The sequence below is a fragment of the Mesorhizobium sp. CA6 genome (assembly GCF_020165035.1).
Taxonomy (GTDB): domain Bacteria; phylum Pseudomonadota; class Alphaproteobacteria; order Rhizobiales; family Rhizobiaceae; genus Mesorhizobium.
On record NZ_JAIUHI010000006.1, the window covers coordinates 187857 to 207689 of the forward strand.

The 19833-nt window shown below is 62.6% G+C and carries 22 protein-coding genes, 1 tRNA gene and 1 pseudogene; 9 read left to right on the forward strand and 15 right to left on the reverse strand.

Annotated elements, in window-relative coordinates:
• Positions 1 to 69 precede the first annotated feature (69 nt).
• From LB526_RS11310 to LB526_RS29775, 3 genes and pseudogenes are all read right to left on the reverse strand, one after another.
• Positions 70 to 1245 (reverse strand): flavin-containing monooxygenase, encoded by a 1176-nt coding sequence (locus LB526_RS11310; RefSeq protein ID WP_224627782.1) that lies wholly within the window; start codon positions 1243 to 1245, stop codon positions 70 to 72.
• 135 nt (positions 1246 to 1380) lie between these two features.
• Positions 1381 to 1815 carry a nuclear transport factor 2 family protein gene (locus tag LB526_RS29770; protein ID WP_176477007.1) on the reverse strand — a complete coding sequence of 145 codons (435 nt, stop codon included), beginning with the start codon at positions 1813 to 1815 and terminating at the stop codon, positions 1381 to 1383.
• Positions 1789 to 2349: pseudogene (locus LB526_RS29775) on the reverse strand (NADPH-dependent FMN reductase); the annotation flags it as partial. The gene LB526_RS29770 and the pseudogene LB526_RS29775, both read right to left, overlap by 27 nt.
• A 248-nt stretch (positions 2350 to 2597) precedes the next feature.
• Between LB526_RS29775 and LB526_RS11325 the strand changes: the two are divergent.
• Entirely contained in the window at positions 2598 to 2903 is a 306-nt protein-coding gene (locus LB526_RS11325) for an ETC complex I subunit (protein WP_095767098.1), read from the forward strand.
• A 55-nt stretch (positions 2904 to 2958) separates the two neighbouring features.
• Positions 2959 to 3035, forward strand: a tRNA-Arg gene (locus LB526_RS11330).
• Positions 3036 to 3059: 24 nt separating this feature from the next.
• Here LB526_RS11330 and LB526_RS11335 read toward each other — a convergent pair.
• Positions 3060 to 3248 (reverse strand): hypothetical protein, encoded by a 189-nt coding sequence (locus LB526_RS11335; protein ID WP_095816414.1) that lies wholly within the window; start codon positions 3246 to 3248, stop codon positions 3060 to 3062.
• 93 nt (positions 3249 to 3341) lie between these two features.
• A complete protein-coding gene (locus LB526_RS11340) occupies positions 3342 to 4268 on the reverse strand; it encodes a hypothetical protein (protein WP_224524869.1) in 927 nt (308 codons plus the stop codon).
• Positions 4269 to 4409: 141 nt separating this feature from the next.
• Here LB526_RS11340 and LB526_RS11345 point away from each other — a divergent pair, with 141 nt between their 5' ends.
• A complete protein-coding gene (locus LB526_RS11345; protein ID WP_224524866.1) occupies positions 4410 to 5252 on the forward strand; it encodes an FkbM family methyltransferase in 843 nt (280 codons plus the stop codon).
• Between the two features lie 15 nt (positions 5253 to 5267).
• Here LB526_RS11345 and LB526_RS11350 read toward each other — a convergent pair whose 3' ends face one another.
• Positions 5268 to 6053, reverse strand: a complete 786-nt coding sequence (locus tag LB526_RS11350) for a hypothetical protein (RefSeq protein WP_224524863.1) — start codon at positions 6051 to 6053, stop codon at positions 5268 to 5270.
• Positions 6054 to 6222: 169 nt separating this feature from the next.
• Here LB526_RS11350 and LB526_RS29705 point away from each other — a divergent pair, with 169 nt between their 5' ends.
• Both LB526_RS29705 and LB526_RS11360 read left to right on the forward strand, forming a co-directional pair.
• On the forward strand, positions 6223 to 6804 hold the full coding sequence (locus LB526_RS29705) for a CatB-related O-acetyltransferase (RefSeq protein ID WP_318011872.1): 582 nt from the start codon (positions 6223 to 6225) through the stop codon (positions 6802 to 6804).
• A gap of 20 nt (positions 6805 to 6824) precedes the next feature.
• On the forward strand, positions 6825 to 7784 hold the full coding sequence (locus tag LB526_RS11360; RefSeq protein WP_224524858.1) for a glycosyltransferase family 8 protein: 960 nt from the start codon (positions 6825 to 6827) through the stop codon (positions 7782 to 7784).
• A gap of 105 nt (positions 7785 to 7889) precedes the next feature.
• Here the strand turns inward: LB526_RS11360 and LB526_RS11365 are convergent, their stop codons facing one another.
• The 3 genes from LB526_RS11365 to LB526_RS11375 all read right to left on the reverse strand — a co-directional run bounded on the left by LB526_RS11365 (position 7890) and on the right by LB526_RS11375 (position 8907).
• Positions 7890 to 8132 carry a DUF982 domain-containing protein gene (locus LB526_RS11365; RefSeq protein WP_095767102.1) on the reverse strand — a complete coding sequence of 81 codons (243 nt, stop codon included), beginning with the start codon at positions 8130 to 8132 and terminating at the stop codon, positions 7890 to 7892.
• A 227-nt stretch (positions 8133 to 8359) separates the two neighbouring features.
• On the reverse strand, positions 8360 to 8605 hold the full coding sequence (locus LB526_RS11370; RefSeq protein ID WP_095767103.1) for a DUF982 domain-containing protein: 246 nt from the start codon (positions 8603 to 8605) through the stop codon (positions 8360 to 8362).
• A gap of 107 nt (positions 8606 to 8712) precedes the next feature.
• Complete coding sequence (locus tag LB526_RS11375; RefSeq protein ID WP_095767104.1) at positions 8713 to 8907, reverse strand: hypothetical protein; 195 nt, start codon at positions 8905 to 8907, stop codon at positions 8713 to 8715.
• Between the two features lie 430 nt (positions 8908 to 9337).
• On the opposite strand from LB526_RS11375, the gene LB526_RS11380 reads away from it, so the two are divergent.
• On the forward strand, positions 9338 to 9697 hold the full coding sequence (locus LB526_RS11380) for an ArsR/SmtB family transcription factor (protein ID WP_095767198.1): 360 nt from the start codon (positions 9338 to 9340) through the stop codon (positions 9695 to 9697).
• A 411-nt stretch (positions 9698 to 10108) separates the two neighbouring features.
• Here LB526_RS11380 and LB526_RS11385 read toward each other — a convergent pair whose 3' ends face one another.
• The 5 genes from LB526_RS11385 to LB526_RS11405 form a co-directional block, all read right to left on the reverse strand.
• Positions 10109 to 10915 carry an ABC transporter permease gene (locus LB526_RS11385; RefSeq protein WP_140846101.1) on the reverse strand — a complete coding sequence of 269 codons (807 nt, stop codon included), beginning with the start codon at positions 10913 to 10915 and terminating at the stop codon, positions 10109 to 10111.
• A gap of 5 nt (positions 10916 to 10920) precedes the next feature.
• Positions 10921 to 11754 carry an ABC transporter permease gene (locus LB526_RS11390; protein WP_095767106.1) on the reverse strand — a complete coding sequence of 278 codons (834 nt, stop codon included), beginning with the start codon at positions 11752 to 11754 and terminating at the stop codon, positions 10921 to 10923.
• 21 nt (positions 11755 to 11775) lie between these two features.
• Positions 11776 to 12891 carry an ABC transporter substrate-binding protein gene (locus tag LB526_RS11395; protein ID WP_224627679.1) on the reverse strand — a complete coding sequence of 372 codons (1116 nt, stop codon included), beginning with the start codon at positions 12889 to 12891 and terminating at the stop codon, positions 11776 to 11778.
• 71 nt (positions 12892 to 12962) lie between these two features.
• On the reverse strand, positions 12963 to 14057 hold the full coding sequence (locus LB526_RS11400) for an ABC transporter ATP-binding protein (RefSeq protein WP_224524848.1): 1095 nt from the start codon (positions 14055 to 14057) through the stop codon (positions 12963 to 12965).
• 129 nt (positions 14058 to 14186) lie between these two features.
• The gene (locus LB526_RS11405) at positions 14187 to 15083 is read right to left on the reverse strand and encodes a LysR substrate-binding domain-containing protein (RefSeq protein ID WP_095767109.1); all 897 of its coding nucleotides are present in this window, start codon (positions 15081 to 15083) and stop codon (positions 14187 to 14189) included.
• Positions 15084 to 15165: 82 nt separating this feature from the next.
• Between LB526_RS11405 and LB526_RS11410 the strand changes: the two genes are divergently transcribed.
• The 3 genes from LB526_RS11410 to LB526_RS11420 all read left to right on the forward strand — a co-directional run bounded on the left by LB526_RS11410 (position 15166) and on the right by LB526_RS11420 (position 18615).
• Entirely contained in the window at positions 15166 to 16758 is a 1593-nt protein-coding gene (locus LB526_RS11410; RefSeq protein WP_224544003.1) for an amidohydrolase, read from the forward strand.
• Between the two features lie 30 nt (positions 16759 to 16788).
• Positions 16789 to 17721 (forward strand): dimethylarginine dimethylaminohydrolase family protein, encoded by a 933-nt coding sequence (locus LB526_RS11415; RefSeq protein ID WP_224544002.1) that lies wholly within the window; start codon positions 16789 to 16791, stop codon positions 17719 to 17721.
• Between the two features lie 171 nt (positions 17722 to 17892).
• Positions 17893 to 18615, forward strand: coding sequence for a 3-keto-5-aminohexanoate cleavage protein (locus tag LB526_RS11420; protein ID WP_224544001.1), 723 nt, complete (start codon positions 17893 to 17895; stop codon positions 18613 to 18615).
• Between the two features lie 140 nt (positions 18616 to 18755).
• Here the strand turns inward: LB526_RS11420 and LB526_RS11425 are convergent, their stop codons facing one another.
• A complete protein-coding gene (locus LB526_RS11425; protein ID WP_224544000.1) occupies positions 18756 to 19814 on the reverse strand; it encodes a Gfo/Idh/MocA family protein in 1059 nt (352 codons plus the stop codon).
• Positions 19815 to 19833 lie beyond the last annotated feature (19 nt).

Below are 19833 nucleotides of genomic sequence, written 5' to 3' on the forward strand. Positions count from 1 at the left end.
TCGCGGCGTATAGGGGGCGCACGCCCGGAAGGCAACACAAAAACGGAGGTCAAAAAGCGACCGTTCGGCTCAGCGTTGCTGGCCGGCGATCTTCTTGGCGATCGCAGCGCCCTGGATCCTTGCATTGGCAAAGCAGCCGCGAATGCTCGGCCGCATGCCGGTGAACCAGAGTCCGGGCAGCTTCGGGTCGTTCGCGGCGCCGTTGAACAACGGCACGCCCTTGGCGTCGAGCACGCCGAGCCGGCCCAGCATCGTCTCCAGCCCCGTGCGGTAGCCGGTGGCGGCAATGACGATGTCGGGCGCGATCGTCTGGCCATTGTCCAGCACGACGCCGTCGCGCCTGAATTCGCGCAATTGCGGCACCACGATGATGCGTCCGGCCTTGATGGCATCGACCGCGCCGTCGTCGGCGGCGATCGCCGTATAGTCGGAGCCGAGCCGGCTTGCGCCGCCCGCCGGGGCGGGGGGCAGGCCGTGTTTGGTAAGGTCGCCGAACACCAGGCGCTGCGTTGCCGCCATCACCGCGTCCGCGAGCCTTGTCGGTAGGCTCGCCATGAGCGGCGATATGCGGTGCACGGCGATCTTGCCGATACGCTTGGGCAGCAGCGAAGGTCCGTTGCGCGCCGAAAGCCACATCTGGCCCGTCTCGACGCGGGAAAGATGATTGAGCGCGTCGAAGCCGGAATTGCCGGCGCCGATCACCAGCACCGTCTTGCCGGCATAATCGCTCGCCCTGCCGAAATCGGCCGAGTGGATGATCGATCCCGAAAAATCCTCCATGCCTTTCCAGGCCGGGATGAAGGGTTGCCGGTCGCGCCCGGTGGCGATCACCACATAGCGCGCCGCCTTCAAGCCCGCGCTTGTCCGCAGCAGCCAGCGGTCGCCACGAAATTCGATCTCATCGACCTTGACGCCGAAGGCTATCGGCAGCCGGTGCCTCTCGGCGAAATCGTTGAGATGGCCGATGACGGCGCTGCGGTGCGGGAAGGCCGGCGTTCCTGCCGGAAAGGATACGCCCGGCAGCGAGGAAAGGTCGCGATGCGTGTTGAGGTGCAGGTTGTCGTGGCGGCGATGCCAGGGCTCGGCCAGCCGTTGCTCGCGTTCCAGGACCTGCACCGTCACATCGGCCTTGGCCAGCGCATAAGCGGCGGCAAGCCCGGCGGCGCCCGCGCCGATGACCATCGCGCCTTCCAGTATCGCTGGTTCGCCGACCCCCGACGGCAAGACTTTCGCTTCCGCGTCCATTGGTGTCTTTATCGTCGCCATCATGCCTTCAACTGGCACGGCCATGTATCTGACATATGCCGCTCACGTGCCAAAAGGAATAGGCGGATGTTGCGAGACGTCCGGCATTGTGTCGCGGATTTTTACAAGCGCCGGCTAATGAGCCGGGTCGGCGTGGCGATGCACCAGCTTGAACGCGCCATCCTCCAGCCGGAACACTTCCGTCACCCGCAGGGTCATCTCGGTCGCCTCGCCGTTCTTGCCGATGCGCGCCTTGGCGTGCTGCAAGCCGCTCCAGAAGGCCAAATCGCCGCTTGCCGAAGCCTGCAGCACCTCAAGGTCGGTGTTGCCGCCCTTGTGGAAGCTTGCAGCGTCGCGTTCGTAGCGGCCGGCGACCGCTTCGGCGCCTTCGAGATGGTCGCCGCGCGGCGAGAAAAACGTCGCCGGTCCGGCGTGGGTGACGATCGCCTTCAGCGAGGTGGCATCGCCATTGACATAGTCCTCGGCGATCTTCTCGCGCTGCTTCATGAAGGCATCGAAGGACGAGCCGCCGGGGTGCACCCTCCTGATCCAGCTTTCCAGGCCGGCCATGAAATTCTCGAGGAAGGCGGCGGTGTCGGCATTGGTGACGGCGCCCTTATCGTCGAGCAGCTCCGCGACATTGCCGATATAGGCCTCCGGCTGCTGCATCACGGGCATGTCGAGGAAGACGAAGGTCTGCCGAAGCGCCTGGTTGGAGCCGAAGGCGCCGATCTTGCTCGGGCTGACGCTGACGACTCCGGCGGGCAGGTCCTTGAACACGCTCTTGCCCGGCGGACGCGAGCCGACATCGAGCGCGTTTTTCAGGCAGCCCGGGATCGAGCGGTTATATTCCGGGGTGACGAACAGCACCGCGTCGCATTCGCGTATCGCCGCACGAAAAGCCGACCACGCCGCAGGCGGGCTGTCGCCATCCAGATCTTCGTTGTAAAGCGGCAGGTCGCCGATCTCGATGAAGCGGCAGCGCACCGAATCCGGCGCGCGGGCGGCGAGCGCCTTGGCGATCTTGCGGCTGAAGGACTGGGCGCGCAGGCTGCCGACAAGGACAGCAAGCTGCAGGACGGCGTGTTCGGTTGCATTGGTCATGGCGAAACGTCCGGTTCTGATTTGCCTCACAGGGTAGGACCGGCTCGGGCCGGCCGCCCGACCTTTCGATAATGTCGCCAGCCCAGTGAGGTTCCCTACGTCATGGCGGGCCCCTGGCCGCTTGCGGCCTTGCCGCCGCGGCCATTGCACAGTAATGACGGATTGGCGCGAGATTTCAGGCATCCTGCAGGGTCTCGGATATTGCGCCGAACAAAGGTGCCCGGTCTTCGGGCGGCAAAGAGGTGGTCATGTCCGCGCGTATTTTCAGTCCAGCCAAAACCGCGATGCAGTCCGGCAAGGCCAAGACAGGACATTGGGTGTTGGAATTCGACCCCGCCCAGCGCAAGAAGATCGATCCGCTGATGGGCTACACCACCTCGGGCGACATGCTGAGCCAGGTGAAGCTCACCTTCGAGACGAAGGAAGAGGCTGTGGCTTATGCCGAGAAGCAAAAGATCGCCTATCGCGTGGAAGAGCCGAAGGAAGCCAAGCGCCGGCAGATTTCCTATTCGGACAATTTCCGCTATGACCGCAGGACGCCCTGGACGCACTGACTCCCGGTCTTGCGTCGCCTGGCGTAACCCGCCTCAGCCGGCCCGGCCGGCCGACGGTCCCGTAGCTCAGCTGGATAGAGCACCGGCCTTCTAAGCCGATGGTCGCAGGTTCGAATCCTGCCGGGATCGCCATTTTTGGCGCCGTTTTGCGCGGACTTACTTCCGCATCAGCTTAGGAGAGGGCTCGGTCAGCCATTGCTTGCCGTCTTTCTCACTGGCCCACGGATTGCCGAAGGCCTTGGTGGGCAACGGTTCCTCGTCAAACTCGAGCCGCACCTTCACAGCCCGCCGCTCGCGCCGATGCTCGGCTTGCTTGAATGCCTTGTCGCTGTCGGCTGTGGTCATGCCGACGATCGGGGTATTTCTGCGGGACCGACTCATGGACGTGTCGCTTGGCTTGCGTTTTCGGGCGGACAAGCCCGAAGATCTGGTCAGCGCTTAAAAGTCTTCGGCTACCCTGCCGCTCGCGCCACCAAGATATGTGTTCCAGACGTAGTCGCGGATCAGCTTTCGATGCTCGGTTGTTCTGCGGTGATAACTGGGACGGTCAGGGTAGGATACGCCGGCAACATGGAAGAATGCTTCCTCGATGATCTCATGGTGTCCGACCGCGCCCGCCATCGTCATCGGATTTTCCCGAGCGATGGCTACCGCGACGTCACTTGTCCTGTCCAAATGCGAGTAAAGGACGTTCCAGTTTGCGCCGCCAGTATCAAGCCCCATCTTCAAGCGGGGTTCGAAATTCAGTTTTCGTCCCGCCGTGGCGGAGAAGCGATAGAAGCAGAAGCCTGCCCATAGATTCCAGTGTCGATCGGTCGGCCTCGGCTCGTGGATATGATTTCGACCTGGAAGGAACAGCTTGCCGTAGACAGCCTTGCCTTCCATCTTGGCCGGAATGTCAAACGGCATTACCGGAAAACAGTCATGATCAATGAAGCCGAATAACTCAGGCTCCAAGTGCCGTATGATGTTATGATAAGTCCAGCTTATCGCGGTTCCGTGCGATCTGGACAGATGTTTTTCCACCCGCATCGGAAGCGCCAAATAAGGAACGCCTCTCAGTTTGCAGATGCTTTCTATTGCCTGTCTCGACGCCTGATCGGTCGAATTGTCGACAACGGCCAGGGTCATTCTCGGCGGGTGCATTTCCCATGCCTTGGCCAGCGCATCTATGACCCAGGGTGTATTGAACGCCACCGTAAAACAGACACGCGATGCACCAGTGGCTTTCAGGCGGTCTGCAAAACTGCGTCCGGCAGCTCGGCCCCTGTGCTCGAAAGCCTTGTACACTAAGCCATTTCTGGCTTCCTTCGCCGCGATGACTGCCGGCGCTCTGGTTATGATATCGACAATCTTCAGGCCCATTTGGCGTGCATAACTTGACGCCAAGTGGAAGGGAAGTCCGTCCTTCAAATCCCTTCATGCCCCGGCCTTAGTGACGGCTTGAAGCACAGCCGCTTCGCTTGAACGCTTGCAAACGGGGAAATTGCAGCCATAAGCGGCTGCATGAAGATTTTCGTGCCAGTGGAAGAAGCGATCCGTCATCTGCGCGACAGTTTGTTCGCAAAACTCAGATCTTTCGACTGGTTTCAGACTATCAGCCTGCTGGCTCTCAAGGACGACGTCATTCTCGTTACGAAACAGTTTGACGATCACATTCTAACATTCTCGCCTCGAGAAACCATCGGCAAGGACCTGTTCCGGAAGGGGCACTACCAACGCGATTTGGCCAATCGGGTTCTTGACCTTGTCGGCGTTCCGAAGGGAAGGGTGTTGCTGGAACTCGGCGCGAATATAGGCACGCACACCGTTTATTTAATGCGCAGCGGCAAGTTCGATCGAGCAGTCTCGGTGGAGCCGGATCCACGTAACCTCAAGCTACTGAAGCACAATTTATCGCTCAATGAGCTTTCGAGCCTGGTGACTGTCTTTGAATGCGCCGCTGGCGACAGAGAGGGCTCTATCGATCTCTATTTCGGCGATGACAATTTTGGCGCGAGCAGCGTAGTTAAGCCAAATGGCCATTCACGATCGATTCGGGTGCAGCTTCGTCGCGTGGACGGCATCCTGGCTGATGCCGAGGTCAACCTTGAGGATGTTGGCCTGGTATGGATGGATATCGAAGGCGCCGAGCCCGAAGCGCTGAAATCCATGGCTGAACTGGTGCGGCTTCGAGTGCCCATTCTCATGGAATACGGCCCTTGGCGGTATGGACCGGCAAAAACTGAGGAAATGGCCGAATATCTCTCCAGCCACTACAGGCGATGTATTGTCTTCGGTGGCAAAACCGAAAAGGAAATGAATATTCGCGATGTGTTCGATCAGCGAGACATTCTTCTTCTGCCCTGAGCTCTCATAGCCAACTTAGAGCGACCACCTGTCCCGCTGGCGCCACAGGTCCATGGGAGTTCGCCACAAGCGATACCAGCCGGCTCTTCTTATTTGCTCGGCAATTGGAGCGTCGCTGTACATCTTGAAGAACTGCAGCACGCGCGGACTGGCGAAAGCCTTTTTGCCGCGTGTGTTGTAGTCGCTGACCGGAAGACGGTGTCGGCTCAGAGCCAAGCCATTTCGAGAGAGCGCGACGCCGATGCAAAACTGCTCCGGTGCGTCTGTGTTGGTCAATTCGCGTACGGCCAACATCGCGGAATAGGCCTCCGTCAATGCACTGGCATTGGCTCTATGAATGCCAAGGATTCCGCTTTGCCACATCGGCTCGTGCCCAGTCAGGGTATAGTCTCCGATCTTGACGCCTTTGCCTGTGAGAACCGGGTAAAGCCGATGCTCGCCCTCACACTTGCGCATGAAAGAACGGGTCGGAGAAATCTGGCGAAACCCTCTGGATGGATCGACATAAGGGTAATGGTCGGAGTCCATGAAGATGAGGCGGTCCGCGTGCTTCAGAATCTCGATCAAGGACGCCGCCTTGATACCAAAATGATAGCGCCAGCCGAAAGACATCAGCTCTTTCTGGTCGGCGGTTATAGCGATCGTCCCTACGGGGTATTGACGAAAGAGTTCGGGTCTGTCGGTTGCGACGATTATTTTGGCGCTTGGGCAATTGTGCAAAAGCTTAAGCGCGCTGAGCAGTGCGCCAAAGTGATAAACCTCGTTATCGCCATACGCGATATAACCAAAAACGTCGTCCATTCGACCTGAAATGGGAGAAGTGTCTGAAGTCCTCCCACTACCACACGCGCTTGTGCAATCCACTCAAAAGTTCCTCGATGGATCGGTTCCTTGCACCTGTTCGCACGTTTCTTTGTTGATGGTTCGGCCGATCCGAGGCTATGTCGCGGGAGCGTTGGGGAGATATTGAATGTCGGCGCTTTCCAAATGGCTGAGGGATGTGCGCTCCAAATTGCCGGAGCACGTCACGATCGGCCGCCACACTTACGGCGTGACGTGGCGGAAGGTGCTTTTTCCCTCGAAGGATGCTCCGCTGGAGATCGGTGCCTTCTGCTCGGTCGCCGGCCAGGTGCTTTTCATGTGCTCTGGCCAGCATCCGACCGACAGGGCAACTTCGTTTCCGATCCATAGCCGATTGCTGAAGCAGCGCGAGCCGATCGCTAATGGCGGCAGACCGGGCGGCATCACCATCGGCAATGATGTCTGGATCGGCCACGGCGCCATTATTTTGCCGGGCGTCGAGATCGGCGATGGCGCTGTCGTCGGGGCAGGGGCTGTGGTCACGAAGAACGTGCCGCCTTACGCCATTGTCGGCGGGTCTCCGGCGGCGCTGATCCGGTATCGCTTCTCGCAGGACATCATCGCAAAGCTGCTCGCCATCCAATGGTGGCATTGGGACGACAAGAAGATAAAAGCCGAGGCGGACACGCTTACCGGCCCGATCGAGACTTTCACCGAAAAGCATTTTGTGTCAGTCACCACAACGAGGTGACGGTTAGCGGTTAGCGGAAAATGAAGTCGTGTTTCTTCCTGGCGACCGATGCCAACTACTTTCCGTATGCCTGCCTGGCGGCGCGCCGGATAATTGATGTCTCCACGCCCATCGACGGCTTTCTGCTCTACACCGGTGCAAGCGCAACGGACCTTGAAGTCGCCCGCCATCTGCTGAAAGCCAAGGTCGAGCTGGTCGATGTCACGGATTTCATGACGAATTTCGGCTTTCGCTTTGGAACATACAGCATTGCCGCTTACGTTCGGCTTTTCGCCGATCAGTTTCCGGTTTTCGAGCCGTACGATCGCATCGCATACACGGATTGCGATGTTCTCTTCAACAGAGATATCAATGACTTGGCCGGCCAGCGGCTGCACGCACCGCTGCTCGCCGCGCATGACGACTACATGTATTTCAGGCCTTCATACCGGCAAAAGCTCAAGCTGGCGCCCGGCGCGCCGTATTTCAATTCCGGTGTCGTCGTCTTCGACATGAACGCTGTCCGGGAGAGCGCCCTGCTGGAGCAGACGCGCAAGGCCGCCATTCATGGCCAGATGAATGATCAAAATGCCCTGAACGTCGTCTTCGAGGGCAAGTGGCAGACGATGCACCCCAACTGGAATTTGCAATCGCTCGGAACGAGAGATTTTCGTTTCTCGCAAGCCTGGGCCAGGCATTTCGCGGGCGGTAAGCCGTGGGGCAATCAGGTCGGCGTCGAACTCGAAGCTCTCAGGATATGGCGCGACCTGGCAAAGGACACGCCTTGGGGCAAGCCGTTCGAGCAGCGCATACCCTTCGAGCGCGGCGTGATGAAGCGCTTCTTCCGGCGCTTCGATGCTGTTGCCGGTCTTTTCGGCAAGGACGTGCAGCGCCGCCGGGCCAGATATGACGGCACGAAGATGCATCGGCTCTACGCCCGGCAGGCGGATGAAGGAGCAATGGCGGTCCAGTTTCCCGAAGTGCTTGGCGATTTCGCCTGATCAGGCGTCGCTTCGCCCTCATTGAAAACAAAGCCCGCCGCGGCAATGGGAAACCGTGACGGGCTTGGCGACGCCTCTGATGGGACGCCATTGGAAAATCGAGGGCTACGCCAGCAGGCCGGCGACCTTGGCCGCCTTGCGCAGTGTCTTGCGGGCTTCCACCGGGCTGCGCAGGCCATCGAGCGCATCGCGGCAGACACGGCTTGCCGAGCGCCAGGCGCCGCCGCGCGCCGGCCCCGGCCAGCGCTGGTCGAGGCATTCCATCGCCTCGAAACAGCTTGATACCTTGCGCTGGCCGTTTGGCTGGAAATCGATCACGACTGGTTCGGAAAACCAGACATCGTTCATCACTTCCTCCGTTCTTGTGATTGTCTTTAGAGCAAGCAATCGGCGCCGGATGGGCGCCCGATGCAGGTTCGCGAGGCGATGCGGAACCCGCGCGTTAACCAACCATCGCGCATTAGGTTCCGAAGAATCTTAACGTGGCGACAGGCCGCGTTCGGACCGGCTCATGGGCACCGGATGGCGCGCGATCCGGGCCGCTAAATCGCGCGACCAAGGGCCTTTAAAACGCTCTATTCCACCAGCACATGCGCCTCGCGCGCGGCGACGATAAAGGCCTCCCTGGCGTTGTCCGCCGCGATGTCGCCGCGGATCGCCCGGCGGCAGGCGCGCAGCGCCGCGCCATGCAGCGCGCTGCCGGCATCGCGCCATTGGCCGGTCAGCAGTTCGACGGCTTGCTCCGCGTTGGATATATGCCGGATAGAGCCGGAAACGCCGACGGCGACTTCGACCGGCCTGGAAAACCATCCCTGGATCATCGCGAAAGCTCTCCCGAAATATGTCGGAACACGAAATTTTGCCGCGTGGTTCCGATCCGGAACGTCAACTTACCGTGAAGCCGTCTCACGAAGGCGGCGCACGCCGTTCATCTGCCAAGCGGCCGCCGCGAAAGCTCCATCAATTCCGCCTCGTCGGTGATGCCCGCCATGTAATTGGCGATGATGCGCGAAGCGCGCGCTTCCTTCTGTTCGGCGGTCTCGCCCTCGACATTGCCGTTCGCGTAGACACGGCCAAGCATGGCCGTCTCGTCAGGGGTGAATGTGTTGCGCACCGCGGTCATGGCTTCCTCCTAATAGCCCGGCCCCTCTCTGCCCCGGCTAACATATTAGCATGCTTCAAGATCGGGAGTGAGTCGCCGGTACATAGCCGCAGGCCTCTTTGGTCAGGCGCCTCGCCCGGCCTGCTTCCGCGGCTGTGGCTGACCGCTGTTTTGTCGGGTCTCGTTATATTCTTGCCGAATGAGCGTTGCGCTGATACGCATTAGCAGCACGGAATTTTTCCGAGTCTGCATTGACTTGCGTCGAGAAAAGCGCCGTGCGTTCTGTCCGAGACCAGCAACCCCGACGTGGTGGCAACCGGGTTACGAAGGGGTTCTGGTCGAAAGAAGCAGGGCAGGTCCCGTCCAAATCGGGGCTGGCCCGTCAACGCTCTGGAACTCCGAAGCCATTGCCCCCATGGCCTTCGGAAGAGCATGAACCATGGGGAAATCGATGGTCACCAAGAAACTTACCGCCAACGCAGAAAGCGCGGCAGCCTTTCTTGCGGTGATGGGCAACGAGAAGCGTCTGCTCATCATGAACTACCTCGCTGAGGGCGAACTCTCGGTCGGCGTGCTCGCCGACAAGGTCGAACTCAGCCAGTCGGCGCTGTCGCAACACCTGGCCAAACTGCGCAGGTTTGGCCTTGTCGAAACCCGCCGCGATCGTCAGATGGTCTATTATTCCTGCAAGTCTTCGGCAGCGCGCGAGCTTCTGACACTGCTCGATGGCCTGCTGACGACGGACAAGCCGCTTGCCGGACCGGCAAGGCAGGCCTTGGTCGAAAGGATGCGGCGGCCGCAAGCCGCCTGAACAGATTGGCACGCAGGGACGAGGCCGGGGGGCCTTCGTCCGGCGTGCACTTCCATGGCGCGTGCAAGCGGCCGCATCGTGACCCGCCCACATTCCTTGAACCGCTGCTGCCATACCGCTCGCCGGGCGGTTCATCACGTTTGTTTGAGAGGCGACGCTTGGACGTCCGATTTTCGCTGCAAGCCGCTGACAGCAAATGATTTTGTGTATGAGCGGGGTCTGGCTCAGCCGAAGATTACAGATTTGTAAGTCGCCTGATCGGGCGCTGTTGGCTAAATTTCGAGCCGATCCACACCCCCGGATCATGACGGCGCCAAGCTTCCACTTCGGCTCCGTAAGAGGCTCGCCGCTCCGGCGGGCCTCTTTCGTTTCGGGCCGACGATGTGCCTTGCCGCCCGCCGACGCCGCGCTCTAGCGTGCGCCGCGCTGCCTTGTGATGACGCTGCGCAGGGCGAGCACCAGCACGGTGATAATGATCAGGATCACCGAGAGCGCGGCGATCGCCGGGTCGATGTTGTCGCGCAGGCCCATCCACATCAGGCGTGGCAGGGTGATGGCGTTGACCGAGGTGATGAACAGCGTCACGCCGATCTCCTCCCAGGAGAGCACGAAGGAGAGCAGCGCCGCGGTGACGATGCCGAACTTGACGTTGGGCATGATGACGCGCGTCGCGCGCTCCCACACGCTGGCGCCGAGCCCGCGCGCGGCAAGGTCGATGCGCCGGTCGATCTGGCTGAGCGACACGAGGATGAGCACCGTGGCGAAAGGCACGGTCATCACCGAATGCGCCATAGCGACGCCCAGCCAGGTATCATACCCGAAGAAGGAGGTGATGCCGGAAACCGAGGTGAGCAGGAAATAGAGCGTCACCGCCGAGACCACCGGCGGCACCACCATCGGCAACAGCACGAAGCCGACAAGGGCGGCGGTGAAGCGCGGCTGAAACATCCACACGCCGAGGCTGAAGGTGAGGGCAAGCGCGGTGGAAAGGATGCTGCTGACGATCCCGATCCTGAGCGAAAGCAGGATCGAGTCCAACCAGCGCGGATCCTCGATCAGCGAACGGTAGTGGCGCAGCGACAGTTCACCCGTCGGCATGGTCAGCATCCGGCTCGGCGTCAGCGACACCGGGATGACGGCAAGCAGCGGCATCAGCAGGAACAGCGCCACCACCACGGCGAGGAGCAGCGAGACGGGGCCGGGGCGGTAGGTCGGCATCTTGGCTACACCAATTGCTTCGGTTTGACGTAGCGGAACAGCAGCGCCATCAGCGCGCCGACGAACACCACCAGCACGACGCTGATCGCCGCGCCCAGCCCCCAGTCCGGGCTCTGGAAGATGCGCAGATAAATGAGCTCTGCGATCATCACGCTGCGGCCGCCGCCGAGGATTGCCGGCGTGACGAAGAAGCCCAGCGAGAAGACGAAGGTGATCAGCGCCGAGCCGATGATGCCGGAGCGCGTCATCGGCACGAACACCGTCCAGAAGGTGCGCATGCGGCTGGAGCCAAGGCCACGCGCCGCAAGCAGCACGCGCTCGTCCAGGCTACGCATGGCGGATGCCAGCGGGAATACCGCGAAAGGGATGAGAAAATGCGACATGCCGACGATGACGCCGAACTCGTTGCGCACCAAAGTCAGCGGCTCCGAGATGAAGCCGACCGATTGCAGCCAGGTGTTGATCAGGCCGCGGTTGGAGAGCAGCGCGACCCAGCCGAAGGCGCGCGTCAGCACCGAGATCCAGAAAGGCACCAGGATGCAGAACTCGGCCAGCACACGCTGCACCGGACTGCCGCGCACCCACACCACGGTGATGGCATAGGCGGCGGTGACCGAGACCACGGTGACGATCGCCGCGATGCGCAGCGTGCGGATGAACACCGACTGCACCAGGTCGTCGGTGAGCAAAGCGTGGTACTGGCCGAGGCCTGGCGTTGGGAGGGTAAAACTCCACTTCACCACGCCGAGGAAGGGCCAGGCATAGGCAAGGATCAAAAACAGGAGCAGCGGCGCCATCAACAGCGCCGCGCCCATCCTGTCGGAGAGGGGGCCTCTCATCGGTCAGAAATCTCGGCCTGATCAGGCCGAGATGATCTTGGTGTATTCGTCGAGCGCGGCGCCGTAATTCTTGGCGTACCACTCCATGTCGAGCGGGATCTGCTTCTTCATGTTGTCCGGATCGACCGGGTTGATGCGCTTCTTGTCGGCCGGGATCAGCGCATCGGCCGCCGGATTGGCCGGGCCCTGTCCGAGCTTGTCGAACATCACCAGCTCCTTCTGCGGATCCTGGGTGCTGGCGATGAACTTCATCGCCGCGTCCTTGCTGCCGGGATTGTTCTTCAGCACCGCCAGCGCGCCGGGCGAGATCAGGCCCTGGTCCCAGATGAACTTGATCTGGCCGCCGGAGTCCTGCTCGATCAACGAGGCGCGGGTCGACCATACGATCGCCATCGAAGCCTCGCCGTTGAGCAGCACGCTCTGGCTTTCGGCGCCGCCGCCCCAATAGGAGACGACGTTTTCCTTGAAGGCGGCGATCTTGTCATGCGCGCGCTTCAGGTCGAGCGGATAGAGCGAGGCGGGTGCCACACCGTCGGCCAGCAGTGCCGCTTCCCAGCTCGACACGCCCCATTTGTAAAGCGAGCGCTTGCCGGGGAATTTCTTGACGTCGAAGAAGTCGGCCATTCCGGTCGGCGCGTTGGAGCCGAATTTTTGTGAGTCGTAGGCGATCACATAGGAGAAGAAGTAGGTCGAGGCGGCATATTCCCAGCCGAAGCCCGGCCGCATCTTGCTCTTGTCGACGACCTTGTAGTCGATCGGCTCGAGCATGCCCTGGCCGCCGAGCGTGATGGCCGAGAACGGATCGACGTCGACCAGGTCCCAGGTCGGCGCGCCGCTCTTGTACTGCGCGGCGATAGCACCTTCGGTCGGGCCGGAGCCGTCCATCTTGACCGGGATGCCTGTTTCCTTGGTGAAGGCCTGGCCGTAAGCGGCATCGTAAGCCGTTATGGCGTCGCCGCCCCAGTTCACCAGCACCAGCCCTTTGGTCTCGGCTTGAGCGCCGGTCGAGCGCAAAAGCATCGGCGTGCCGGCGAGCACGAGGCCCGCAAGCTGCGCGAACTGCCGGCGCGATATCTCGCCGCGCTTGGTCCGCTCGGCGAGGGATTCGATCGTCTGTTTCTTGGTTTCGTTCGTCATGTCAGTTCCCCTTGTTGTCGTTGATTTTGAACCGGAAGCCGGGCGGCGAATTAAGGCCGCGGCGGCGCTCTCTATTGTCCTCCGTCCGGAAGGAGGAAACCCTTTTCCGCCGGCCAGGTCAGCCAGACGGAATTGCCTTTGCTCAGCGCCGCGGCTGCGACCTCGTTCGGCACCGATACGGTGACCTTGGCGCCCTGGCGCGTGGTGAGGTCGAGCTTGGTCGCGGCACCGAGATAAGTCGAGGCGACGGCCGTCGCCGCGATGCCGTTTTGGTTGGCGAACGCTTCCGGCGCGATCGACATGTCCTCGGGGCGGATGGCGAGGATGGCGTCGCCTTTGATCGCCTCGGCCTTGCAGCGCATGTTGACCGCGCGGTCTTCGCAGAGCCCGGTCGCGCCATTGTCGGCGGGGCGCACGCCCTTCACCGGCAGCATGTTGATCTCGCCCAGGAACTCGGCGACGAAGCGGTTGGTAGGCCGGTTATAGACCTCGTCAGGCCTGCCGACCTGCAACAGCTTGCCGTGGTTGAAGATGGCGACGCGCGACGACAGCGCCAGCGCCTCGCTCTGGTCGTGCGTAACGAAGACGAAGGTGGTGCCGGTCTCCTGGTGCAGCCGCTTCATCTCGGCCTGCATCTGGCCGCGCAGGCTCTTGTCCAGCGCCGAGAACGGCTCGTCGAGCAAGAGCACGCCCGGCTCGAACACCAGTGCGCGGGCCAGCGCCACACGCTGCTGCTGGCCGCCGGAAAGCTGCGCCGGCAGCTTCTTCTGATGGCCTTTCAGTCCGACGCGTTCGATCATCTCGCCGACACGGCTTTTGATCTCTGCGGCGGATTTCTTGCGCACCTTGAGCGGGAAGGCGATGTTCTGTTCCACGCTCATATGCGGGAACAAAGCATAGCCCTGGAACACCATGCCGGCGGCGCGTTGCTCGGCCGGCCGGTTGGTGATGTCGACACCGTCGCTGAAAAGCTTGCCTTCGCTCGGCTGCACGAAGCCGGCGAGGATCATCAGGAAGGTGGTCTTGCCGGAACCGGATGGTCCGAGCAGCGTCAGGAATTCGCCGCGGCCGATATCGAGCGTCAGATTATCCAGCGCCCGGAACGAGCCGAAGCTCTTGCCGATCCCGTTCGCCTTGATCTCTGCGGCCCGGCCGGGTTGCTGCATCCTGCCTCTATCCTCACCGTCAAGCCAAATCGTAGGCACGGCTGCGGCTCACCGCAACCGAATAGTTTTCGCCTGATCGGCAAATTTGATTCACGCGTGGTGCGGAGCGGCGACGCGGCAGCGCCGATCTCAATACTTAGCCAGGCTGCTCTCCGACAGCTTCGCCCTCAGCCAGTCGCCGAAGGCATTGAGCACCGGGTGCCCCGCCTTGGCGTGCTCGAAGACCAGAAAATAGGAGCGCGGCGACGGGACGGTCGCCTCGAACGGCTTGACCAGCCGGCCTTCGCTCAGCGCCTGGCGGCCGGTCAGCTCGTCGCCGAGCGCAATCCCCTGGCCGGCGATTGCCGCCGAAAAGACCAGATTCATATCGGAAAAGAAGATGCCGCCTTCGGTATCGGGATTTTCCACCTTGGACAGCGCCAGCCAGCGCGCCCAGTCCTCGGTGTCGGAAAGATGCAGGAGGTTGGCGCGCAGCACGTCGGCGGGTTTGGAAAAACCGCCGACCTTGTTGAGCAGTCTCGGGCTGCAAAGCGGCGTGAAGGAGACCTCGCACAGCAGTTCCACCGCCCGGTTCGGCCAGTTGCCGACGCCGAAGGCGATGAAGGCGTCGGCATCCGGATTGCTGACATCGTCGAGCCGCCGCGGCGTGAGCACCGAGAGCGTCACGTCCGGGTACATCTGCTGGAACTCGCCGATATGCGTGCACAAAAACATTGAGGCGAAGCCCGGCGGGCAGGAGATAGCGAAGGAGCCGCCGACGCCGGCGCCGCTGTTCTGAGTCCTCGCATCGCCAAGCACGGTCAGCGCCTTTCGGACGTCGGCCGCGTAGCGCTGGCCGCGCGGCGTCAGCGCCACGCCCTTGCCGATGCGCTGCAGGAGATCGAAGCCGAGGTCGCGCTCGAGCAGCCGCAACTGATGCGAGACGGCGCTGCGGGTGAGGTGGAGTTCGTCGGCGGCGCGCCAGACGCTGCCGTGACGGGCGAAGCTGTCGAGGGCGCGCAGCGCCTGCGTGGATGGTATTCGCAAGAGGCCTCAGGTGAACCGAATTTGCACGAGCCGGGAAAACATATCACTTTTTGATGCGCGGCTTCACTGCTTTCTTTTAGGCATGGACAAACCGGTGACGACCTCGGCGCAAGAAACCGCTTTAGCCTGCATCGACAGCATCCAGCCGCTGCTCTCGGCCTGGACGCGCACCATCTTCGACTTTGGCGAAACCGCCTGGCGCGAGTACCAGTCGGCGGCCTGGTATGTGGATCGGCTGAAGCGCGAAGGCTTTTCGATCGAGGAAGGCTCGGGCGGCATGCCCACTGCCTTCTGCGCCCATTGGACGAATGGCGACGGCCCCGTGATCGGCATGTATGGCGAATACGACGCCGTGCCCGGCAATTGCCAGGACGCAGCGACGGTGAAACGCGCGCGGCCGGGCCTTGGGCAGGAGGCGGGTGGCCATACCGATCCGCATTCGGGCCTCGGCATCGGCAGCCTCGGCGGGCTTTTGGCCACCAAGGCGGCGATGCTGGAACACGGCATCAAGGGCACGCTGCGCTTCACCGGCGAGCCGGCCGAGAAGGTGAGGGGGTCGAAACCGATCCATGCGGCCAAAGGCTATTATGACGGCCTTGCCGGCATGATCTCCTTCCATCCCTTCTACATGCTGCCGCTCTGCAACACCGCGCGCTGGGATACGCATTGCGGCGCCGCCTATTCGATGATCTACCGCTTCGTCTGCGACGAGCCGGAAAATTGGGTTCGCGCCAGCGACGCAGCACCCATCCCGCAAGCGCATTCGGCGGTCCGGGCGCCCGGCGCCAACGACGCGCTGATGATGATGTACATGGCGTCCAAGGCGCTGCGCGATTCCATGCTGACGCATCAGGGCGGCTGGTCGATCAGCGAGGCAATCCTGACCGCGGGGCAGGCGACCGCTGACAACCTTCCGGCCGGCCTTGCCGAGATCCAGTACATGATCCGCGTGCCGACCATTGCCATGGCCGAGCAGGTGACTGCCGTTCTCGACCGCAACGCGCAAGCCGCGGCAAATATGAGCGGCTGCCGCCATGAGCGCCGCTGGGTGTCGAAGTCGCGCCCGGGATTGGCCAATCACGCCATGGCCGGCATCACCTATCAGGCGCTTTCGACCGTGGGTGCGCCGCGCTGGAACGAAGAGGCGAGGGCGATCGCCCGCGAGGTCCAGGTCAATGCCGGCGGCGAGGCGACGGAGAACCCGTTCATCGACGAATTGGAGCGGCTGATTTCGCCGCAGGACGCCGAGGCGATCCTGCGCCGCGACCTGCCGCCATCGCAGGTGAACTCCACATCTGACGATTACACCGACATGAGCTGGCATGCGCCGACATCGCGCTTCTATGTCGCCCGTCCGGCGCTGCGCGCGGCCAAGGGCCATGCTTATCCGGCCTGGGTGATGAACGCGCTGGGCGGCATTCCGGCGACCATCGACCCGATGGTCACCTGCGCCGCGAAGACGGTTGCGCTCACCGCCCTGCGCTTGCTCGAGGACAAGACCGCGCGCGACGCCGCGATGGACGAATTCGTCAAGCGAACCGGCGGCGGCGTCGGCGGCTCGAACTGGATCGCGCCGCTCTGCGACTACGAACCGCCGATCAACTTCCGCTGGCCCGAATATGTCACCACGCCGCGCGGGCGCGACTGGTGGATCCCGGCCGCCTCCATCTCATGACACGAAACAAACCATCCCGAGGAGAACACCATGACCGTCCATGACCGCATCGTCGCCGAGCCGTTCTCGCTGCAGCGCCGCAACCCCAATGGCGGCACCAAGCCGCTGACCGCCTGGGGCTTCGCCAACGAGACTGATGTGCTGACCGACGTGCTGCTCGGCTCGCCGAACTTCCTGCGTCACCTGTCGACCAGCTCGCTGTCGCGCAAGCATCTGCGCGAGGCGCCTTGCAACATCCAGATCGCGCAGGCGCAGCACAAGGACCTTGTCGCGGCCTATGAGCATTTCGGCGTCAACATCCACTGGCACGAGCCGACGCCGGAACTGCCGATGCAGGTCTATTCGCGCGATTCCAGCGTGATGACTCCTTACGGCGCCTTCATCACCGCCATGGCCAATTGGTGGCGGCGCGGCGAGAACTATGCGGCCATCCGCACGTATGAGAAGCTCGGCATCCCGATCTACGACATGGTGACCGCCGGCACCTTCGAGGGCGGCGATTTCAACGTAATCGAGGAGGGCGTGGTGCTGATCGGCTGCGGCGGCGCCCGCACGCAGGAAGAAGGCGCGCGTCAGGTGCAGGCCTGGTTCGACAAGGAAGGCTGGGAGACGCGGCTCGCCTTCATCGACGAATATTACGTCCATATCGACCTGATGGTGGTGCCGATTGCCGAGAAGCTCACCGCCGTCTGCCTCGCCTGCACCGAGCCCGGCATTGTCGACTGGCTGAAGGGAAAGGGCCACGAGATCATCGACGTGCCCTTCCAGGACACGATGGCGCTCGGCTGCAACTTCATGTCGCTCGGCAAGGACAGGGTGATCGCGCCGACGTCGAGCAAGACGCTGATCGGCCAGCTGAAGGCGCGCGGCTTTGAGGTCGCCGCTGTCGACATGAGCGAAATCTCCAAGACCGGCGGCGGCATTCACTGCATGGCGCAGGCGCTGAAGCGCGTGCCGGCGTAACGGATTTCGAAGCTCCGAAATTCCAGAAGGGGAACGCCTACGCCCTGGCCGGTCGGGCCAGGGAGATATTTCTTTTGCAGTCCCGGCTTGTCAGGAGACTTCGTCATATCCGTTCCGATCATCCTGGCCCTACGCTAGGCTCCGGCCAGCCGAAACAGGATTGCCGCAACGATGATCGTCCAGGCCTGCATCAACGGCGCCCGAGCCGCTGGCTTCCACCCCGCATTGCCGCTCGATCCCGAGGCGATGGCGCGCGACGCCGCCGCCTCGATCGCGGCGGGCGCAGCCGAGCTGCACGTGCACGCGCGCAGCGCCGATGGTCGGGAGAGCCTGGCGCCGCAGGCGATGGACAGCACGGTCGCAGCACTCCGCCGCGCCTGTCCAGGCACGCTGATCGGCGTCTCCACCGGCGCCTGGATCGAGAAGGACGATTTGCGCACGCTGGTTGCCATTTCCGGCTGGCGCGAGCTGCCCGATTATGCCTCGGTCAATCTCAGCGAGACGGCGGCGCCCGTCGTCATGGAAAGCCTGCGCCAACGCGGCATCGCCATCGAAGCCGGGCTCGCTTCCATTGCCGACGCCGAGCGTCTCGTCGGTCTCGACCATGGCGGGCGGGTGCTGCGCGTGTTGGTCGAGATTTCCGAGCAGGCGCTGGATGAAGCCTTTGCCGTGGCAGATGGCATCGAGACTGTGCTGGAACGCGCCGACATCCGCCGCTCCATCCTGCTGCACGGCGAGAACGCCACGGTTTGGCCATTCGTGGAAAGGGCGGCCGCGCGGAAGTTGTCGACGCGGGTCGGGCTGGAGGACGGCAAGGAATTGCCGGATGGAAGCGTGGCGGACGGCAACGCCGCGTTGGTGGCTGCGGCGGTGGCGATTTACCGCGCTCGGTGATCTTGTTCCTCGCCTCCACGAAGTGGGGGAGAGGTGGCTCGGCGAAGCCGAGACGGAGAGGGGGAGCGCCCTACGGAGACCCCCTCTCCGTCCGCTTCGCGGACACCTCTCCCCCGCCTTTGGCGGGGGCGAGGAAAGCGCTACTGCGTATCCGCGATGGCCCTCAACTCGGCGCGCTTCTCATCCGACACAACGGCAAGATCCAGCACCTTCTGCAGACCCGCCGCGTGGCGGAAGGTCGGCTCGGTCTGCGCGCCGCTCTTCACCGCCTCGACAAAGCGCTGGTAGTTGGTCGGGACGGTGCCGGCGTCGAGCTCTTCCCATTTGGCGTTCTCGACATTGTCGCCGACGCAGGCCTTGAGCATCGAGCCGTCGAGATTGTGCACCACCTCGATCCCGCCCTTGTCGCCATGGATGCGCAGGCGCAACTCGTTGATGTGGCCGGTGGCCCAGCGGCTGGCATGCACCACGCCGAAGGCGCCGTTGGCGAAGTCGAGCGTCATGGCGAAACTGTCGTTGGCGTCGAGCTGGTACTCGCCGATGCGGTTGCCTGGCGCCTTGTCGAAGGCGCGCAGCCTGCAGAAGACATGGTCGATATCGAGCGCCGCGCCATAGCTGGCGAAATCGAGGATGTGGATGCCGACATCGCCGAGCACGCCGTTCGAGCCGTGGCCGCGCGACAGCCGCCACAGCCATTTCGGATCGGTGCGCCAGTCGCCCCAGAATTTCGACACCAGCCAGCTCTGCAGGTAGGACGCCTCGACATGGCGCACCGTGCCGATCTCGCCGGCCTGCACCATCCGGCGCGCCTTCTGCAACGCGGCGACGTTGCGATAGGTGAGGTTGACCATGTTGACGATGCCGGCGGATTCTGCGGCATCGGCCATTTCGCTAGCTTTGCGGAAATTTTCCGCCAGCGGCTTCTCGCACAGTACCGGCTTGCCGGCGGCGACCAGCGCCATGGTGGTCGGATGATGGATGCGGTCGGGCGTGACATTGGCGACCGCGTCGAAATCGCCCCAGTCGAGCGCCGCCTCCAGCGAGGTGAAGCGCTTCGGGATCTTGTAGGCGTCGGCATATTCGCCGACGCGGGCCGCATCGACATCGACGGCGCCGACGATCTCGACGCCCTCGATCGCGCCGAAGCGGCGGGCATGTTCCTGCGCCATCCAGCCGGTGCCGAGTATCAAAAGCCGCATTTTTTGTCCCTTTGAGCGA

Excerpts from the sequence above, each read along its gene's own strand:
- LB526_RS11345 (WP_224524866.1), top strand. The coding sequence starts at position 4,410 with ATGAAGATTTTCGTGCCAGTGGAAGAAGCGATCCGTCATCTGCGCGAC.
- LB526_RS11360 (WP_224524858.1), top strand. The coding sequence starts at position 6,825 with ATGAAGTCGTGTTTCTTCCTGGCGACCGATGCCAACTACTTTCCGTAT.
- LB526_RS11335 (WP_095816414.1), bottom strand. The coding sequence starts at position 3,248 with ATGACCACAGCCGACAGCGACAAGGCATTCAAGCAAGCCGAGCATCGG.
- LB526_RS11340 (WP_224524869.1), bottom strand. The coding sequence starts at position 4,268 with ATGGGCCTGAAGATTGTCGATATCATAACCAGAGCGCCGGCAGTCATC.
- LB526_RS11310 (WP_224627782.1), bottom strand. The coding sequence starts at position 1,245 with ATGGACGCGGAAGCGAAAGTCTTGCCGTCGGGGGTCGGCGAACCAGCG.
- LB526_RS11385 (WP_140846101.1), bottom strand. The coding sequence starts at position 10,915 with ATGCCGACCTACCGCCCCGGCCCCGTCTCGCTGCTCCTCGCCGTGGTG.
- LB526_RS11425 (WP_224544000.1), bottom strand. The coding sequence starts at position 19,814 with ATGCGGCTTTTGATACTCGGCACCGGCTGGATGGCGCAGGAACATGCC.
- LB526_RS11350 (WP_224524863.1), bottom strand. The coding sequence starts at position 6,053 with ATGGACGACGTTTTTGGTTATATCGCGTATGGCGATAACGAGGTTTAT.
- LB526_RS11390 (WP_095767106.1), bottom strand. The coding sequence starts at position 11,754 with ATGAGAGGCCCCCTCTCCGACAGGATGGGCGCGGCGCTGTTGATGGCG.
- LB526_RS29770 (WP_176477007.1), bottom strand. The coding sequence starts at position 1,815 with ATGGCCGGCCTGGAAAGCTGGATCAGGAGGGTGCACCCCGGCGGCTCG.
- LB526_RS11370 (WP_095767103.1), bottom strand. The coding sequence starts at position 8,605 with ATGATCCAGGGATGGTTTTCCAGGCCGGTCGAAGTCGCCGTCGGCGTT.
- LB526_RS29705 (WP_318011872.1), top strand. The coding sequence starts at position 6,223 with ATGTCGGCGCTTTCCAAATGGCTGAGGGATGTGCGCTCCAAATTGCCG.
- LB526_RS11400 (WP_224524848.1), bottom strand. The coding sequence starts at position 14,057 with ATGCAGCAACCCGGCCGGGCCGCAGAGATCAAGGCGAACGGGATCGGC.
- LB526_RS11415 (WP_224544002.1), top strand. The coding sequence starts at position 16,789 with ATGACCGTCCATGACCGCATCGTCGCCGAGCCGTTCTCGCTGCAGCGC.
- LB526_RS11380 (WP_095767198.1), top strand. The coding sequence starts at position 9,338 with ATGGTCACCAAGAAACTTACCGCCAACGCAGAAAGCGCGGCAGCCTTT.
- LB526_RS11375 (WP_095767104.1), bottom strand. The coding sequence starts at position 8,907 with ATGACCGCGGTGCGCAACACATTCACCCCTGACGAGACGGCCATGCTT.
- LB526_RS11325 (WP_095767098.1), top strand. The coding sequence starts at position 2,598 with ATGTCCGCGCGTATTTTCAGTCCAGCCAAAACCGCGATGCAGTCCGGC.
- LB526_RS11410 (WP_224544003.1), top strand. The coding sequence starts at position 15,166 with ATGGACAAACCGGTGACGACCTCGGCGCAAGAAACCGCTTTAGCCTGC.
- LB526_RS11365 (WP_095767102.1), bottom strand. The coding sequence starts at position 8,132 with ATGAACGATGTCTGGTTTTCCGAACCAGTCGTGATCGATTTCCAGCCA.
- LB526_RS11420 (WP_224544001.1), top strand. The coding sequence starts at position 17,893 with ATGATCGTCCAGGCCTGCATCAACGGCGCCCGAGCCGCTGGCTTCCAC.
- LB526_RS11395 (WP_224627679.1), bottom strand. The coding sequence starts at position 12,891 with ATGACGAACGAAACCAAGAAACAGACGATCGAATCCCTCGCCGAGCGG.